General features: G+C 36.0%; 18 protein-coding genes. 15 read left to right on the forward strand and 3 right to left on the reverse strand.

What is annotated here, in order from left to right:
• Positions 1-6 precede the first annotated feature (6 nt).
• From panD to BM350_RS09730, 8 genes are all read left to right on the forward strand, one after another.
• Positions 7-390 (forward strand): aspartate 1-decarboxylase, encoded by a 384-nt coding sequence (gene panD, locus BM350_RS09695; RefSeq protein ID WP_090912506.1) that lies wholly within the window; start codon positions 7-9, stop codon positions 388-390.
• 158 nt (positions 391-548) lie between these two features.
• A complete protein-coding gene (gene dinG, locus BM350_RS09700) occupies positions 549-3,338 on the forward strand; it encodes an ATP-dependent DNA helicase DinG (RefSeq protein ID WP_090912504.1) in 2,790 nt (929 codons plus the stop codon).
• 272 nt (positions 3,339-3,610) lie between these two features.
• Positions 3,611-3,781 carry a YpmA family protein gene (locus BM350_RS09705; RefSeq protein ID WP_081904925.1) on the forward strand — a complete coding sequence of 57 codons (171 nt, stop codon included), beginning with the start codon at positions 3,611-3,613 and terminating at the stop codon, positions 3,779-3,781.
• Between the two features lie 7 nt (positions 3,782-3,788).
• Positions 3,789-4,265, forward strand: coding sequence for a cell wall elongation regulator TseB-like domain-containing protein (locus tag BM350_RS09710; protein ID WP_090912502.1), 477 nt, complete (start codon positions 3,789-3,791; stop codon positions 4,263-4,265).
• A gap of 18 nt (positions 4,266-4,283) precedes the next feature.
• Positions 4,284-5,471 carry a pyridoxal phosphate-dependent aminotransferase gene (locus tag BM350_RS09715; protein ID WP_090912500.1) on the forward strand — a complete coding sequence of 396 codons (1,188 nt, stop codon included), beginning with the start codon at positions 4,284-4,286 and terminating at the stop codon, positions 5,469-5,471.
• A gap of 157 nt (positions 5,472-5,628) precedes the next feature.
• Positions 5,629-6,336, forward strand: a complete 708-nt coding sequence (dnaD, locus tag BM350_RS09720; protein ID WP_090912498.1) for a DNA replication protein DnaD — start codon at positions 5,629-5,631, stop codon at positions 6,334-6,336.
• 15 nt (positions 6,337-6,351) lie between these two features.
• On the forward strand, positions 6,352-7,008 hold the full coding sequence (gene nth, locus BM350_RS09725) for an endonuclease III (RefSeq protein ID WP_090912496.1): 657 nt from the start codon (positions 6,352-6,354) through the stop codon (positions 7,006-7,008).
• Positions 7,005-7,523, forward strand: coding sequence for a YpoC family protein (locus BM350_RS09730; RefSeq protein ID WP_090912494.1), 519 nt, complete (start codon positions 7,005-7,007; stop codon positions 7,521-7,523). The genes nth and BM350_RS09730 overlap by 4 nt, the downstream gene beginning before the upstream one ends.
• A 20-nt stretch (positions 7,524-7,543) precedes the next feature.
• Here BM350_RS09730 and BM350_RS09735 read toward each other — a convergent pair whose 3' ends face one another.
• Positions 7,544-10,114 (reverse strand): penicillin-binding protein 1A, encoded by a 2,571-nt coding sequence (locus BM350_RS09735; RefSeq protein ID WP_090912492.1) that lies wholly within the window; start codon positions 10,112-10,114, stop codon positions 7,544-7,546.
• Positions 10,115-10,179: 65 nt separating this feature from the next.
• A complete protein-coding gene (gene recU, locus BM350_RS09740; RefSeq protein WP_090912490.1) occupies positions 10,180-10,785 on the reverse strand; it encodes a Holliday junction resolvase RecU in 606 nt (201 codons plus the stop codon).
• A 103-nt stretch (positions 10,786-10,888) separates the two neighbouring features.
• Between recU and BM350_RS09745 the strand changes: the two genes are divergently transcribed.
• The 3 genes from BM350_RS09745 (at position 10,889) to BM350_RS09755 (ending at position 12,989) form a co-directional block, all read left to right on the forward strand.
• On the forward strand, positions 10,889-11,890 hold the full coding sequence (locus tag BM350_RS09745; RefSeq protein WP_090912488.1) for a DUF2515 domain-containing protein: 1,002 nt from the start codon (positions 10,889-10,891) through the stop codon (positions 11,888-11,890).
• A gap of 492 nt (positions 11,891-12,382) precedes the next feature.
• Positions 12,383-12,625, forward strand: coding sequence for a hypothetical protein (locus BM350_RS09750; RefSeq protein ID WP_090912486.1), 243 nt, complete (start codon positions 12,383-12,385; stop codon positions 12,623-12,625).
• Positions 12,626-12,638: 13 nt separating this feature from the next.
• Positions 12,639-12,989 (forward strand): YppE family protein, encoded by a 351-nt coding sequence (locus BM350_RS09755; RefSeq protein ID WP_090912484.1) that lies wholly within the window; start codon positions 12,639-12,641, stop codon positions 12,987-12,989.
• Between the two features lie 25 nt (positions 12,990-13,014).
• On the opposite strand, the gene BM350_RS09760 is transcribed toward BM350_RS09755, so the two are convergent.
• A complete protein-coding gene (locus tag BM350_RS09760) occupies positions 13,015-13,224 on the reverse strand; it encodes a YppF family protein (protein ID WP_090912482.1) in 210 nt (69 codons plus the stop codon).
• Between the two features lie 315 nt (positions 13,225-13,539).
• Between BM350_RS09760 and BM350_RS09765 the strand changes: the two genes are divergently transcribed.
• The 4 genes from BM350_RS09765 (at position 13,540) to gpsB (ending at position 15,913) form a co-directional block, all read left to right on the forward strand.
• Positions 13,540-13,959: a YppG family protein gene (locus BM350_RS09765; RefSeq protein ID WP_090912480.1), complete on the forward strand. Its 420-nt coding sequence runs from the start codon at positions 13,540-13,542 to the stop codon at positions 13,957-13,959.
• Between the two features lie 448 nt (positions 13,960-14,407).
• Positions 14,408-14,881 carry a CotD family spore coat protein gene (locus BM350_RS09770; RefSeq protein ID WP_090912478.1) on the forward strand — a complete coding sequence of 158 codons (474 nt, stop codon included), beginning with the start codon at positions 14,408-14,410 and terminating at the stop codon, positions 14,879-14,881.
• Positions 14,882-14,944: 63 nt separating this feature from the next.
• On the forward strand, positions 14,945-15,499 hold the full coding sequence (locus BM350_RS09775) for an SLOG family protein (RefSeq protein ID WP_090912476.1): 555 nt from the start codon (positions 14,945-14,947) through the stop codon (positions 15,497-15,499).
• A 72-nt stretch (positions 15,500-15,571) separates the two neighbouring features.
• The gene (gpsB, locus tag BM350_RS09780) at positions 15,572-15,913 is read left to right on the forward strand and encodes a cell division regulator GpsB (protein WP_090912474.1); all 342 of its coding nucleotides are present in this window, start codon (positions 15,572-15,574) and stop codon (positions 15,911-15,913) included.
• The last annotated feature ends 12 nt before the right edge of the window (positions 15,914-15,925 follow it).

The following is a 15,925-nucleotide window of genomic DNA, read 5'->3' on the forward strand; positions in this document are numbered from 1 at the left end:
GCAACTATGTTTCGTACAATGATGAGAGCGAAGTTACACCGTGCTACAGTAACGGAAGCAAATTTAAATTATGTAGGAAGTATTACAATTGATGAAGATTTAATGGATGCAGTAGGGATTGTGGAAAATGAGAAAGTACAAATTGTGAACAATAATAATGGTGCACGTTTAGAAACATATGTTATAAAAGGAGAACGCGGTACGGGTGTTATTTGTTTAAATGGTGCAGCTGCCCGCCTTGTTCAACCGGGAGATAAAGTTATTATTATTTGTTACGGACTAGTTTCAGAAGAGAAGGTACTAACACATATCCCGAAAATTGCTGTTTTAGATGATAATAATCAAATTGTGGAAATGCTTGGAGCGGAAAAAGCAGGCACGATTTTATAATGTATAAGAAAAGCTATCTCTGCAAAAGGGATAGCTTTTCTTATGGGAAAGCAAAATCATTTCATTTTTCGTATCTTTCCATTAAGATGAGGGAAAACGTGGTATAGTAACACTATAGAAATTTTGTTGTGCAAAGGTAAGAAATTGAGGTGTCATTGATGAATAAGCGTTATGTCGTAGTCGATTTAGAAACGACAGGGAATGCCTGGAAAGATGGGAAAGATAGAATTACTCAAATTGCAGCAGTTGTTGTAGAGGATGGAGAAATTCTTGAAATTTTCTCTTCTTTTGTAAACCCCGAACGGGACATTCCACCATTTATTACAGAATTGACGGGGATTGATGAAACACTTGTGAGACAAGCTCCGTTATTCCGAGATGTGGCGCCGATGATTATTGAACTATTACAAGGTGCGTACTTTGTTGCGCATAACGTTCATTTTGATTGGAATTTTTTAAAAGAAGAATTACGGCAAGCTGGATTCTCAGAAGTAACATGCTCGAAAATTGATACAGTTGAACTGGCACATATTTTATTGCCCACAGCTGACAGTTATAAATTACGTGATTTAGCAAAAAGATATGGTTTCGACCATGATCAGCCCCATCGTGCTGATAGTGATGCAATGGTGACAGCAGAGATATTTTTACAATTACTTTTTAAAATGGAAAGCTTGCCACTCGTTACGTTGCAATCGCTATATGAATTAAGTGATATGTTTCAAAGTAACATTGGAGATATTATGTCTGCATGTATTTTGAATAAAATGATACATGGGTCAGATGATGAGAAACAATATGACATTTATAGAAATATTGCTTTAGGTAAACGTAATTATACATTGCAAATTGGAGATGATTCTCCTACTGATTTTTCTTCTTTTCTAACTGAAACGATGCAGCGTTTGAGGGAAGTAATGCCGTCTTTTGAAAAAAGAGAAGGGCAGCAAATTATGATAAATGAGGTTTACGAAGCGCTTCGAGACTCCCGTTTTTCGTTAATTGAAGCGGGAACAGGTACGGGAAAAACATTAGCATATTTACTTCCTAGTATTTTTTATGCGAAAGAAAAAGAACAGCCAGTAGTCATAAGCACACAAACTGTACAGTTGCAGCAACAAATTTTAGCAAAGGAAATTCCATTGCTGAAAACAATACTTCCGTTTCCGTTTGAAGTAGCAATGTTAAAAGGAAGAAAGCATTATTTGTGTCTACATAAATTTGAGCATGCATTGGGTGAAATTGAAAACAATTATGATAATGCATTAACGAAAGCGAAAATTTTAGTATGGCTCCTTGATACAGAAACAGGAGATCGAGATGAGTTGAATATTCCAGCTGGCGGGAAGCTATTGTGGGAGCGAATTTGCAGTGATGCTCATAGTCCAAGTAGGATGCAAAGTGCGTGGTTTAGCCGCTGTTTTTATCAACGTGCAAAAAACAAAGCATTGTTTGCAGATGTTGTAGTCACAAATCACACTTTGTTATTTCAAGATTTTGTAAGTAAAGAACCATTGCTTGCTTCATGTGAACATATTATTTTTGATGAAGCGCACCATCTTGAAGAAACGGCAAGTAGGGCGTTAGGAGAGCAATTTTCTTGCATGTATTTTCAACTCGTTTTATCACGATTTGGTACGTTAGAAACACCTAATGTGTTAACTAAAGTGTATGACATGATGAAACAATCGCAAATTGCTGTACGCTCTACTTTTCAAACGATTAATCATATGTTAAAAGAAATAAAATTTGATGCAGATGAGCTCTTTCATATGCTGCGTACGTTTATATTTCAAAAAACAAAGCAGGAACATGCCACTGGAAATATACCGCTTATGTATCGTTATCATGCGAATAAAGAAAGAGGAAAGCTTTGGCGTAGTATTGTTGAATTAACAGACCGTTTTGTACACCAGTTAGGGCGAGTACTTACGTTATTGGAAAAACAAGGTGAGATGTTGCAAAAGCAAAGTGAATGGGACATGCATATGATTACGGGAGAGTTTGTGCACCTTACTGAAGTGCTTTCTAAAATGACCCAATCTTTACGGACGCTTATTTTAGAAGAAACGAGTCATGTGACATGGATGGAGGCTGAAACGAAAGGAACCATTCATTCGACTATTCTATACGCACAGCCAGTTCATATTAGTGATTTATTTGCTGATCAATTTTTGGCACGAAAACGAAGCGTTATTTTTACTTCAGCCACTTTAACTGTAAATGATACGTTTGATTATATAGAAGCAGAGCTTGGGTTAGTGGACTTTACACCAAATACAGTAACGATTCCATCACCATTTCATTATGAAGAGAAAGTAAAGTTAATGGTTTCAACAGATGTTCCTCATATTAAACATGTAAGTGAAGAAGAGTATGTAAGAGCAGTTTCTAAACATATTATGAAGATTGCGAAAACTACAAATGGCCGAATGCTTGTTTTATTTACATCATATGAAATGTTAAAAGAGGTATTTGAAGTGTTGAAGAAGGCAGATGAATTAGAAGAATTTCTTTTACTAACACAAAGTGTTCATAACCGTAGTCGCAGCCGAATGATTAGAAAGTTTCAAGAGTTTGAAAAGGCCATTTTATTAGGGACAAGCAGTTTTTGGGAAGGGATTGACATACCAGGAGAAGCGTTAAGTTGTCTTGTCATTGTGCGGCTTCCGTTCACATCACCGCATCAGCCAATGATGCAAGCGAAAAGTGAACGATTAAAAGAAAAGGGAGAAGATCCATTTACACAGTTGGCTCTTCCGCAAGCAATTCTTCGTTTTAAACAGGGGTTCGGACGTCTTATTCGTACAACAGCGGATACAGGAACAGTGTTTGTGTTAGATCGTCGTCTTACTGCATCTTTTTATGGAAGACGATTTCTTCAGTCGATTCCAAGCATTCCATTGTATGAAGGACCATTAGACGAATTAATCGAAAAAATGGAGTAAGAGTGAAATTTTCATCATGGGATAAAGTGATTAGTAAAAGTTAACGCCTGAAGCAAATTTGCTTCAGGCGTAACATGTGGGTAGGAGGAATTTTTATTTTTTCTTACATTAGATGTAGAAATACAATGGTTTTCTACTTCAAACCTTTTTTTGAAGAACATGTCCTGCTATAATAGATGGGTGACGAAGCAGGGTTTGTAAAGAATGTACCCTTATTGTAACCGCAATGCGTTCTTCTATAATTAGAAATTTTGTGTAACGGAGGAGTTTTCATGGAGAAGAAAATTGAAGTATTATCAACGACGCGTCTGACATACTCGTCGGATTTATATAAGGTTGTTGATAGTTTAAATCGAACACTAAAAGAAAAAGATCTCATGTTCGGATTAGCATTAGACGAGAATGAAAAAGAGACAGCAATATTTACGATTTACAGAACGTAGTGATACAATGAAAAAGTGGATTTTGGCAATTTTTATTGTAATCGTTGCAGTTGTTTTATACGGGGGGCACATTTATAATACGACTATGGAGAAGAAAATTCCGAAAGAATCGAAAACAGTTGAGATTGCAAAGGAAAAAGCAAAACTCACAAAAGTGACAAAAATCGATTATTATAACGGTCAAACTCCATATGAAGTTGTACAAGGTGTGAATGAAAAAGGAGAACAATATATCGTTTGGGTGCCTGAGAAAAAAGGAGATATTCTAGTGCAAAAAGCAAGCGAAGGTATCTCTGAAAAAGAAGCATTGCAAATTGTTGCGAAAGAACGAAAGCCAAAGCAATTTGTCAAAGCAAAATTAGGCGCTGAAAACAATGTTCCATTATGGGAAGTTACATATATTGATGATGAAAATCGTTATACTTACTATTATCTTGCATTTCAAGATGGTAAGTTTTTAAAGCGATATAGTATTGAAAAATAAGTGCAGGGGGAACTCAGGATGAGATTAGCAAAGCGAGTAGCTGCTCTAACACCATCTTCAACGTTAGAAATTACAGCAAAGGCACAAGCGTTAAAAGCGGAAGGACATGATGTGATTGGCTTAGGAGCAGGGGAGCCTGACTTTAATACGCCGGCACATATTATAGATGCTGCTTATAAAGCAATGTTAGAAGGTTATACAAAATATACACCAACAGGTGGATTAGCTGCGCTAAAACAAGAAATTATTAAAAAATTCGAGCGTGACCAAGGCTTATCTTATGAACCATCTCAAATTATTGTTTGTAACGGTGCAAAACACGCTTTATATACATTGTTTCAAGTATTACTTGATGAAGGTGATGAAGTTATTATTCCGACTCCGTATTGGGTAAGCTATCCAGAGCAAGTGAAGCTTGCAGGTGGTGAGCCGATATATGTAGATGGTTTGGAAGAAAATCATTACAAAATTACACCGGAGCAATTACGTCAAGTAATTACGGAGAAAACGAAAGCTGTAATTATTAACTCACCTAGCAACCCAACAGGGATGATTTATAGTAAAGAAGAGTTGCAGCAGCTTGGCCAAGTATGCTTAGAGCACGACATTTTAATCGTTTCTGATGAAATTTATGAGAAATTAATTTATGGCGAGGCAGAGTATACATCAATTGCTCAGCTTTCTAACGAATTACAAGAACAGACGCTGATTATTAACGGCGTATCAAAATCGCATTCGATGACAGGATGGCGCATTGGCTATGCAGCAGGTAATAAAGAACTCATTAAGGCAATGACGAACTTAGCAAGTCACAGTACGTCAAACCCTACTTCAATTGCGCAGTACGGAACGATTGCTGCTTATGCTGGAGATCAACAACCTGTAGAAATGATGCGCAGAGCATTTGAAGAGCGATTAAATATCGTGTATGATAAGTTGATTCAAATTCCTGGGTTCTCTTGTATTAAACCACAAGGAGCGTTCTATTTGTTCCCAAATGTAAAAGAAGCAGTCGCATTAGCTGGTTATGAGACAGTTGATGAATGGGCAAAAGCATTGTTAGAAGAAGAAAAAGTTGCTCTCGTTCCAGGAACAGGATTCGGAGCACCGAACAACGTTCGTTTATCATATGCAACTTCACTTGAACAATTGGAGAAAGCATTAGAACGTATCCATACATTTATGAATAACAAAATGAAAGGCTAAGTGTAGTTCTTTCATTTCAATTTCTGCCAACTGTTTACTTGATAAGAGTAGGCAGTTCAAATGATACCTCCCTATATGAAAGGGAGGTTTTTTTGACGAATTGTGTCAAAAAGAAATATAAGAAGGTGTGTTATACTAGAAAGCGAGGTGTTTAAGTATGAAGAAGAAAATCATGTTGCAGTGGTTTGAACAAGGTAGTATTGCAATTCCAAAATTATTAATGATGCATTACAAAAAACTTGGTTTAAATGAAATTGAGTTTATGGTACTGTTGCATGTCCATACATTTTTAGAATCGGGAAACTCTTTCCCCACACCAGGAGAAATTGCAGAGCGGATGACCATTACACAAACAAAGTGTATGGAAATTATTCAAACGTTAATTCAAAAAGGTTTTTTAGCGTTAGAAGGAGGACGGAAATCTGCGGAAATGATTTGTGAAAGTTACTCACTACAGCCTCTTTGGGAAAAAATATTACATTTTTTAATGAATGAAAACATTGAAGAGGAAGAGCGAGAACAAAAACAGTTACAAATAAACTTATATACAGTATTTGAGCATGAATTTGGCAGACCCTTATCTCCATTTGAGTGTGAGACGTTAGCGATGTGGCAAGATCAAGATCATCATGATCCACTTTTAATTCAAATTGCCCTTCGTGAAGCCGTTATGAGCGGAAAATTGAACTTTCGTTATATTGATCGTATATTATTTGAGTGGAAGAAGAGCGGAATTAAAACGGTGGATCAAGCACAGAATCAAGGGCGGAAATTTAGAGAAAATCAACAGCGGAATCAGCAAGTATCACGTCAAGAAACGAAGTATACTGGAAAAGTGCCATTTTATAATTGGCTAGAGCAGTAATGGTAGGAGGAAATAATGCTAAATAAAACACAAATTAGACATTGTCTTGATGTAATGGGAGAGATGTACCCAGAAGCGCATTGTGAACTGAATCATGACAACGCATTTGAACTTGTTATTGCGGTTGCCCTATCTGCACAGTGCACAGATGTTCTTGTAAATAAAGTAACAAAAAGTTTATTTCAGAAATATAAAACACCAGAAGATTATTTAAAGGTATCTTTAGAAGAATTGCAGCAAGATATTCGCTCTATTGGTTTGTACAGAAATAAAGCAAAAAATATTCAAAAGCTATGTCGTATGCTGATCGATGAATATGACGGAGAGGTGCCGCAAGATAGAGATGAATTAACGAAGTTACCAGGTGTAGGAAGAAAAACAGCAAACGTTGTTGTCTCTGTTGCATTTGGAGTTCCAGCAATTGCAGTTGATACGCACGTAGAGCGCGTTAGTAAACGACTTGCCTTTTGTAAATGGAAAGATTCTGTACTAGAAGTAGAGAAGACGCTCATGAAGAAAGTCCCGATGGAAGAGTGGGGCGTGACACATCATCGCATGATTTTCTTTGGACGTTATCATTGTAAAGCTCAGCGTCCTCAGTGCGAAGAATGCAAGTTGCTAGATTTATGTCGTGAAGGTAAGAAGCGCATGAGAGAGAAGGAAAAGAAATGAAGAAAGTACTTGAAATACCGAATCATTTTCAGTGCATCCCTTTCTTTGAAGAAGAGACTGTAATTGAATACAATGCAGAGAAATCATTTGGAGAGCTTTTAGAAGAGACGTGTTTTTTCTTTGATATTGAGCAGGGATATAAGCAGCCATGGAATGAGATAGAACTGAGCATTCCTACTGTATTAGGTTTATGGAAAGAACAAAAAGAAGAGATTTCTATGTTATTTCGAAATCGAAACAAAAAAGAAGCGAAAGATCCGATGGTGCGATTTGCAGGACATCTTTTATCTATTTTACACTGGATGAATGGAACACCTGTTGTCAGTTTACAGGATATGAAGGAACAAATAGAAAGGCTAGAACAAAAGCCAGTTAACTTTATGGAGCGTTTTTTGTTTATTATGAAACAGCCAGATCATTATCATTCTTTTATTCAACTGACACAGTTATATGAAGAATTGGAAAAATTATATGTAAGAGTACTCATTATGCAAAAGAAGCCATCTTCTCGGTAGAGAAAATGGCTTCTTTTTTATTAATGTGTAGGTGATGGATTCGGACTCGGATTTGGGTTTGGGTTCGGGTTCGGGTTCGGAGGATTTGGAGTGGTTCCTCCGCCCGGTGTGGTATTTCCGTTATTTTGATTTTGGTTTTGATCTTGATTTTGTTTATCTTGTTCAGCTTTCTTCTTAGCATCATCTTCAGCTTTTTTCCTAGCGTCATCTTCAGCTTTCTTAGCATCATCTTCAGCTTTTTTCCTAGCGTCATCTTCAGCCTTCTTCTTAGCTGCGTCATCCTCAGTTTGTTTCTTAGCGTCACCACCAGGCACTACTACTGTTGCAGTTGTTGCGTCACTAGAACTACCGCTCTTTTTCGCAACAAGAGTGATGGTATAAGTAACACCAGGTTTTACGCCGCTAATTGTTGCGCTCGTACCACTCATTTTTGGACTGCCACTAGACCCGTCACTACCTTTATAGCTTAGAGAGTATGATACGTCTGAATCAGATGAAGCAGACCAACTTAATGCAATAGCCTGCGATGCAGCATCATATGATGCATTTAGTCCAGCTGGTGCATCTACATTAATTTTTGGAACATCATCTTTTTTCGCACCTTTAACATAAAGTTCGTTATTAATCCGTTCTACACTACTTGGCATTTCAAAGCGAGCTGTATCGCTTCCAAATTCACTCATCATCGCTTTAAACATACGCTGTGCGATTGGTGATGAATTTTTGTCAATATAACCTTCGCCCTTTTTGTTATATCCAGTCCATACAGCCATTGTATACTGTGGTGTATAGCCTGCAAACCAACTATCGGGACTTGCGGAAGCAGGGAAATCATACTTAAGTAAATCTTTAGCGTCATAGTTCGTTGTTCCTGTTTTACCAGCAACGTCTAATGAAGGAATATTTGCTGCTTTACCAGTACCATTATTCACAACACTACGCATCATATCAGTAACCATATATGCCGTAGAATCTTTCATCACTCGTTTTCCTTTTGGTGTAAAGTTTACTTCTTTTCCATCAGGATAGACGACTTTTGTGATGAAGTGTGGTTTATGGTATACACCGCCACTTGCGAATGATGCATATGCACCAGCAATATCAAGAGGGGATGCATAATTACTTCCGATTGCTGTTGATTCAACTACACCATCTTTTCCAAATTTTATACCAAGTCCTTCAGCAAAACCTTTTGCTTTATCTAAACCGACATCTTTAGCCGTTTTTACAGCAGGTACGTTACGAGACTGTGCTAATGCATCACGCATTGACATCATGCCTTTATGACCGTTGTCAAAATTTCGAACCTCTTGTCCTCCTGAATATTTATAAGGTGAATCGTCAACTTGATGATATGTGGACCATTGCTTATATTCAATAGCAGGACCATAGTCAAAAATTGGCTTCATTGTAGAACCTACTTGACGTTCTGAGTCAACAGCCAAATTGTGACCTTTAAATGTTGCTTTATTTTCACCGCGTCCGCCGCCCAGTGCACGAACTTCACCAGTTTCTGTATCCATAAATACGAATGCCCCCTGGAATTTTTCATCCGGGTAGTTAATGATTTCTTCTGTGTTCAACATTTTATCCGCAAAATCTTGTGCTTTTGGATCTAATGTTGTATAGATACTAAGGCCATCAGAACCAATGTTCACATCTTTATCTTCTGCTTCAAGTTCTTTTATGGCAGCATCAAAATATCCTTGATAAGGCATTTGCGTTGCTTCTTGAGACGGCTTAAGACCGTCTGTTACCGGAATTTTCTTTGCATCTTCCATCTCTTGTTTTGTAATATAGCCATGTCTATTCATTAAATATAATACAGTGTTGCGTCGTTCTGTAGCAGCTTTCACATTTTGTGGCTTTGTAGGATCATAATTATTAGGACCTTGTGGTAATCCCGCCAGCATCGCTGCTTCGTTTAATTTTAAATCTTTTAAATCTTTCCCGTAATAATTTTGCGCAGCAGCTGCAATTCCGTAAGAACGGTTACCTAAGTTAATTTTGTTTAAGTACATTTCTAAAATTTCATGTTTTGAATATTGCTGCTCTAGTTTGTAAGCTAAATACCATTCTTGTACTTTACGCTTCGTTGTTTTTTGCATTGTTAAGAAATAGTTTTTAATAACTTGCTGTGTAATGGTACTACCACCTTGAGAACCAAAATCACCTGTTACGTTTTCAAAGATCGCTTTGGCAGTCCGCTTAAAATCAATCCCATTGTGCTCGTAAAAGCGTGAATCCTCTGTAGCTAGGAAGGCACTTTCTACTACTTTTGGAATTTGATCATATGTGATATTTGTTCGCTTCTCAGCACCATATTCATATATGAATTTTCCGTCTTTATCATAAAATTTTGTTGATAATGGATTTACAAGTTTTGCTTTATCTAGTTTTGGAGCATCTTTTACCATAACAAAGAAAGCAGAAACTCCCGCTACTAGTGTCACAATACCGATTAATAAGCAAGCGATTAGAAATTTACGTAGAAAAGAACTCTTTTTCTTTGGTTGCTCTTTTTTAGAATGTTCTTTTTTCTGTTTTTGAACTTGTTTTCGTTCTTCACGAGAACGATAATTTTCTGACATTATACTTTCTCCTACCTTTCATTTTCTCCCCAAAAGTCGAAAAATGAGCCTTATTGTTGACTCTATCATGAAAAATAAAGTGTGTCTAGTGTATGGATATAATCAATGCGAGGGTGATAACCGCATTGTAATAAATATCCATATTCTTCTATTTCTTCTTTTGTAATGGATTTACGCCCACCAGCTTCTTGTCGATCCCAAAATGTAATGATATGTTTTGCTTCCAATAAATAAAATTCATCGTAAAGAGTAAATTTAATAATAACAAATGCAATTCCGCTATGAGCTAATACTTCCTTCATATGCTTGATTTGATGAAGGTGAAAGTTTTGCAAAGGAAAGCTCGTTTTATTTCTCGTTTCTTTCGCTTCAAAATCAATGTACTTGCCTTTGTATACACCGTTGTAATCAGTTGTAGAAGGTTGTTTAAAGTACGCTTCTTTAATTACGGCAGCGCTTCGTTTTGGATAATCGACCTTTACGATTTGAAGAGGGGTCGGCTTTTTATGCACACAAGCAATATTGTGAGTTAAATAGTATTGATTTGTTTCATTCAGCTCCTCTTCAAGGGACATTCCCCTGTTACTATAAGTATGTTTTCTGATAGGTGACAGGTTGTGAGTTGGTTGAGTTTGCGTATACTTTCTTCCGTTTGGGTAACGAATGGTCATAATTTGTCCACTCCAAATTGCATAGAATCACTTACAAAGGTGATTATATCAAAAAAAATAAAAAATAGGTTATTTTTTTAAATAGATACGAGGTGAGATTATTTTGTGTGCACAAAGTACATATGAAAAAATAAAACGAGAAAGGAAGGTTTCTGCTTATACGAATGAAGAAAAAGAGCTTGTCAGCCATATTCAGCAACAGACGATTCTTGCGAATGCTGATAACATTTCACGTACGAAAGCTTATCAGAGGTATTATGAATGTAATAAAGAAATTCGTTGGTCGTTTTTAGCTAGTATGGTGTCTCGAAATGCAGGTTGGAATATGACAGATTTAGAAGGAAAATATTATCCAAAAGTTTTATCTAAGGAGATACGTAAACAATTATTTCTTACATATGAACGTGCCAATTGGCTTATTTTTTTAGATGCGTACCCACAGTTGTTATTGTACGAATATAGTAAACGAATGAAAAAGTCCTTGTTTCATTTATTACAAATGTTTTCTGTTTCGGTATTTATGGAAGGGGAATGGTCTCGCTTTTGGCATCAAAAAAATGAAGAAAGACTTATGACAGCTCTTATTATTAATGAACAATGTATCATTCAAAAACCTATAATTGAGCATCCTTTTTATCAAAAGCACATTTTTCAAACATTAATGTTTAAATTTCAGGAGTTATTTCATTTTAGTGCAGTAATATTTCCGACAATAACTGGGGAATTATACGGTTTTTCTGTACATCAATTTGAAACATTAACAAAGAGAATTGAGTTAGGAAAACGATTAGCATGGTTGTTGTTTCATCCAACTTATAAGGAATTCTTTTATACATTTTCTTCTCAAACAGCTCACACGGGATCAAGATTCGATTATGAACAATATTTTGTTTTATCTAAGGAACAAAATACGCCGCAGCTTCGTGATGTATTTTCTGTTGTTTTTCATCACCGTAAGGCAGAGAAAGATTGGTTTCAGACAGGAGTTGATGTAGAAAAGCTGTTTTTATTTGAAGAACCGAAAGAAGAAGTTGAAATGACAGAATGGTTTTTACATAAACAGAAGCAATTACATTTCTTTGCCTCATTAAATAGCCTCTTTTAGCATGGGATATTTAGAAAAGAGAGAGCAGAATGTCTGTATTTCAATAAAGTAAGGTTATGATATAATAAAAAAATCCCGCTTTGTGGAAAGCGGGATTTAAACCAACTGTAAGGGCCCGGTTGATAAGAAGTGTGAGCGGGAAGGAAACCAAACCACCCATAAGAGCCCGATTGGTTCAACTAACCATCAGTGAGAAAAACGTTCACTGATGGAAGTTTCACTTTATGTCGCAGGGAAATTTGGACCGTCTAATTTTGGATTTCCTGTTTCTGGTTTGTTTTGTTTGTTTTGAGGTTGTTTTTTATTGTTTTCATTTTTGTTTTTAGCCAATGTCGACACCTCCCTTTCGTATTGTTGCCACTTTCATAAACTTCATACAAAAAATCACTTTCTTTGCCGAATTACAACTAGTTTTGTCAAGCACGCAGGAGTAAAAACAGGGCTGGCGAATTAACATGACAAAGAAAAAGCAAAGAGGGAGGCGTATTGAAGATGAAAATGGTTCAGAAAGAAGATGTAATGAAAAAGATGGATCAGATGTTAAATACTCTTGATTTGCTTGAAATGAACGTGTCGCTTAGGGTTGATCATGCGCTTAAGGATAAAAGAGAATTTATAGTTAATAAAGTAGAGGTAATGGAAATGCATATGAAGCATATGGAAACGAAATTATTGAATCATAAAGAGAAAGGTAACTGGGTACAAACGTTTCAAGTAGTAGCCGTTAGTATATAAGTGGGTGAGAATAGTGGAAGATATAATATTGATTGAATTAACAAAAAAACTAATTGAGTATAATGACGAAACCATTATAAAAAAAAGAGTAAGTGAAGAATGTGAACTTGACTTTTATCAGGATATAAAGCCATTCGTATCTATAGTGGATCAAAACTTAGAAGAGTGGAAACAACTCGCTTCGGATTGGTTGCAGCGTACAAAGCCTAAATACATACATGTACAGCAAATTGAACAAGTATGTACAAATTTACAAAATAATTCTTTACAGTGCTTTGCCAAGAAAATGAATGGAAAACGTTTTTTTGAAACGCATCAAGCAATTCATTATACATTACAAAATATTTTAGAACAATGTAAGTAATAAGAGGGGAAAGCCCCTCTTATTTTTATGCTTCTGTTATAATATCTTTTTCTGTTTCGTAAGTTGGTTTTGTAGCCCCTATTGCTTCTAATTCACGTATTACACTTCTATACTGTGATAAACAAATTCTCCCTTGTAGGTAAGAATGTCTTGCAAAATCAAGTAACTCATTTAAATCTTCAGGTTCATACCCCTTTTTTACGATGAATTCTTGTTTTAAGTCCCCTAATACCATGTTGATTCCTCCCCCATAAGAATCTTTTCTATTTAATGGTAGCATACAAACGCTTACTTTTTTATTTTTCGAAAATTTAAATTTCTTCAAAATTATGGTTTGTATTACATTATCTCGCTATTCGTAGTAGTAAGCACCGTATTTCAAACTTTTAGTGAAAGAAAAAAGTAGAGGATAACTGCTAACGTGTTGAGATCCTCTCAGTGGTAGATAACGCACTTCCCATCAAATTTTTCAACTTATAGGATAATTACACATTTTCTTTTTGACTTCATATTCTAACTATATAGAAAACCGTTAGAGGAGGGAGAATGCATGTTTCAACATTCTAACATGTATCAGAATGAGCAAGACCCATACTTACGCTATAACATGTATCAGAATGAACAAGACCCATACTTACGTTATAATATGTATCCTTTTATGCCTTACTATATGAATTACAATAATTATTTTCAACCTTTTCAACTTCCGCATATGAATCAGCCGATGTTTTATCCGCCGAAACAACCTATTCAATCTTCTTTTCATCCACATACACCATATCCAATGATGAATAAACAAAACTATACAAAACAACAGCCAAGTCAATTTTCTAGTTTGATGTCGCAGTTTAAAACATCTGACGGAAACTATGATATTAATAAAATGATGGGTACTGCAGGCCAAGTGATGAATACAATGAACCAAATTACCGGTATCGTTAAACAAGTAGGGGGCTTTTTTATGAAATGAAATGAATCTGTCATAGACGCTTTTTCCATGAAAGGTTAGTTGAACAAATAGAGCTCATACGGGGAGTTTTTTTGAGTCCTTTATATAGGAAGATATGTGTAAAAGGTTAAAGGAGAATGTTTTAAAACATTTTAATATACGGAGATTAACAAATGTAAAATTTTGCATATGAAATGTCGTAAAAAATAGTTGTTCGGACCTCTTATCCATTTTACAATGATAGTAGCATTAAAAATATATTGTATGGAGAGGGCGAATGTGAAGAAAGTTATTTTACTTTTGTTTTTTGTCATGATTACATTAACTGTTTTTATTTTCACAAACTTCAAACAATTTTTATAGACAAATTTCCAGTATACAAATAGGTGTTTGTAACAAACGGCTTTTACTCTTTTCACATATTGTAAAATGTAAGGTTATTTTCAATTTGTGAGAGGGGAGAAACACTATGTATCATTGTCATCCTTGTTTTGGAGGACTAAGCCCAGTTACAACAGCACCTCCAGTTGTGTGTCCGACAAAATGTTGTGAAACACACACATTTTCAAAAACGGTTGTACCTTATATCCATCCAACGCATACGAAACACGTTCACCATCAAGTAGTACAGGCGCAACATTATTTCCCACAAACACACTCTAACGTGAATGTTATACAACCTGCTCCTCCAACTGTTGTTGGCGGGTTTGGCGGACCTGGCCCGGGAGTTGGCGGATTTGGTGGACCTGGTCCTGGAGTTGGCGGGTTTGGCGGACCTGGTCCTGGAGTTGGCGGATTTGGTGGACCTGGCCCAGGAGTTGGCGGGTTCGGCGGATGTGCCCCATGCGGTCCACAAGTATCGCCATTTGGTCCGAATGTGAGCCCAGCTGTATCACCAGCACCTAACATGGGACCGAATGTAGGTGGCATGTTTAAAAAGTAAGTGCTATGCTAGAACTAGCAAATTGCTAGTTCTTTTTTTTGAAAGGAAAAGGGGCGTTTTATATTGAAAGTTGTAGCTGTTACAGGATATAAACCATTTGAACTGGGTCTTTTTTCAAATGAACATCCTGGTGTGGAATACATAAAAAAAGTGGTGCAAAAAAGATTACTTTCTTTGTTAGAAGAAGGATTAGAATGGGTAATTATTAGTGGGCAATTAGGAGTAGAGTTATGGACAGCCGAAGTAGTCTTTGATTTGCAATTGGAATATCCAGATTTAAAATTAGCTATATTTACCCCTTTTTTAGAGCAGGAAGAAAATTGGAAAGAAAATAATAGGGAATATTACGAATTCATTCTTTCGCAAGCGGATCATGTAGATAGTATAACAAAGCGAAAGTATGAAAGCCCAGAGCAATTCCGTTTAAAAAATCAATTTTTTATTGAAAAAAGTGATGCCCTGCTTGCTATGTATGATGAGGAAAAACCAGGAAGCCCTAAATATATGGTGGAAATAGGAAGAAAAAAAGCAGAAACACAAAATTATCAATGTTATTTCATACTTTTTTCTGATTTACAAGATATAATAGAAGAAGAGCAGTGGAATAAAGATATATGATTGACAAAATGGACTGTTTCTGAAAAAATTTAAGTAATGAAAGTTTTGGTAAAGAGACTTGAGGTGGAATGAATGATTTCTGATAAAATTAAGTTAACAGCAAAAGATATTTTAGAAAAAGAGTTTAAAACGGGAATGCGAGGATATCAACAAGAAGAAGTTGATAAGTTTTTAGATCTAATTATTAAGGACTATGAAGCATTTCATAAGGAAGTTGAGCAATTAAAGCAACAGAATGCTCGTTTACAACAAGAATTGGAAGAACAAAAACAAAAAGCATTGAGTGTACAAGTACAACCAACGCCATCTCCAATTTCTACTCCACAACCAGTATATAACAATACAAATACAGACATTTTAAAACGTCTGTCGAATTTGGAGAAAGCTGTATTTGGAAGTAAATTGTACGAGTAATGGAAGAGAATA

It is taken from the genome of Bacillus sp. 103mf (assembly GCF_900116295.1).
GTDB lineage: Bacteria > Bacillota > Bacilli > Bacillales > Bacillaceae_G > Bacillus_A > Bacillus_A bruguierae.

What these genes read in the sequence shown, in the direction of transcription:
- dnaD (WP_090912498.1), top strand. Translation starts at nt 5,629, where the DNA reads ATGAAGAAGAAAATCATGTTGCAGTGGTTTGAACAAGGTAGTATTGCA.
- BM350_RS09770 (WP_090912478.1), top strand. Translation starts at nt 14,408, where the DNA reads ATGTATCATTGTCATCCTTGTTTTGGAGGACTAAGCCCAGTTACAACA.
- dinG (WP_090912504.1), top strand. Translation starts at nt 549, where the DNA reads ATGAATAAGCGTTATGTCGTAGTCGATTTAGAAACGACAGGGAATGCC.
- panD (WP_090912506.1), top strand. Translation starts at nt 7, where the DNA reads ATGTTTCGTACAATGATGAGAGCGAAGTTACACCGTGCTACAGTAACG.
- BM350_RS09750 (WP_090912486.1), top strand. Translation starts at nt 12,383, where the DNA reads ATGAAAATGGTTCAGAAAGAAGATGTAATGAAAAAGATGGATCAGATG.
- BM350_RS09735 (WP_090912492.1), bottom strand. Translation starts at nt 10,114, where the DNA reads ATGTCAGAAAATTATCGTTCTCGTGAAGAACGAAAACAAGTTCAAAAA.
- nth (WP_090912496.1), top strand. Translation starts at nt 6,352, where the DNA reads ATGCTAAATAAAACACAAATTAGACATTGTCTTGATGTAATGGGAGAG.
- BM350_RS09730 (WP_090912494.1), top strand. Translation starts at nt 7,005, where the DNA reads ATGAAGAAAGTACTTGAAATACCGAATCATTTTCAGTGCATCCCTTTC.
- BM350_RS09715 (WP_090912500.1), top strand. Translation starts at nt 4,284, where the DNA reads ATGAGATTAGCAAAGCGAGTAGCTGCTCTAACACCATCTTCAACGTTA.
- recU (WP_090912490.1), bottom strand. Translation starts at nt 10,785, where the DNA reads ATGACCATTCGTTACCCAAACGGAAGAAAGTATACGCAAACTCAACCA.
- BM350_RS09760 (WP_090912482.1), bottom strand. Translation starts at nt 13,224, where the DNA reads ATGGTATTAGGGGACTTAAAACAAGAATTCATCGTAAAAAAGGGGTAT.
- BM350_RS09710 (WP_090912502.1), top strand. Translation starts at nt 3,789, where the DNA reads ATGAAAAAGTGGATTTTGGCAATTTTTATTGTAATCGTTGCAGTTGTT.
- BM350_RS09705 (WP_081904925.1), top strand. Translation starts at nt 3,611, where the DNA reads ATGGAGAAGAAAATTGAAGTATTATCAACGACGCGTCTGACATACTCG.
- gpsB (WP_090912474.1), top strand. Translation starts at nt 15,572, where the DNA reads ATGATTTCTGATAAAATTAAGTTAACAGCAAAAGATATTTTAGAAAAA.
- BM350_RS09765 (WP_090912480.1), top strand. Translation starts at nt 13,540, where the DNA reads ATGTTTCAACATTCTAACATGTATCAGAATGAGCAAGACCCATACTTA.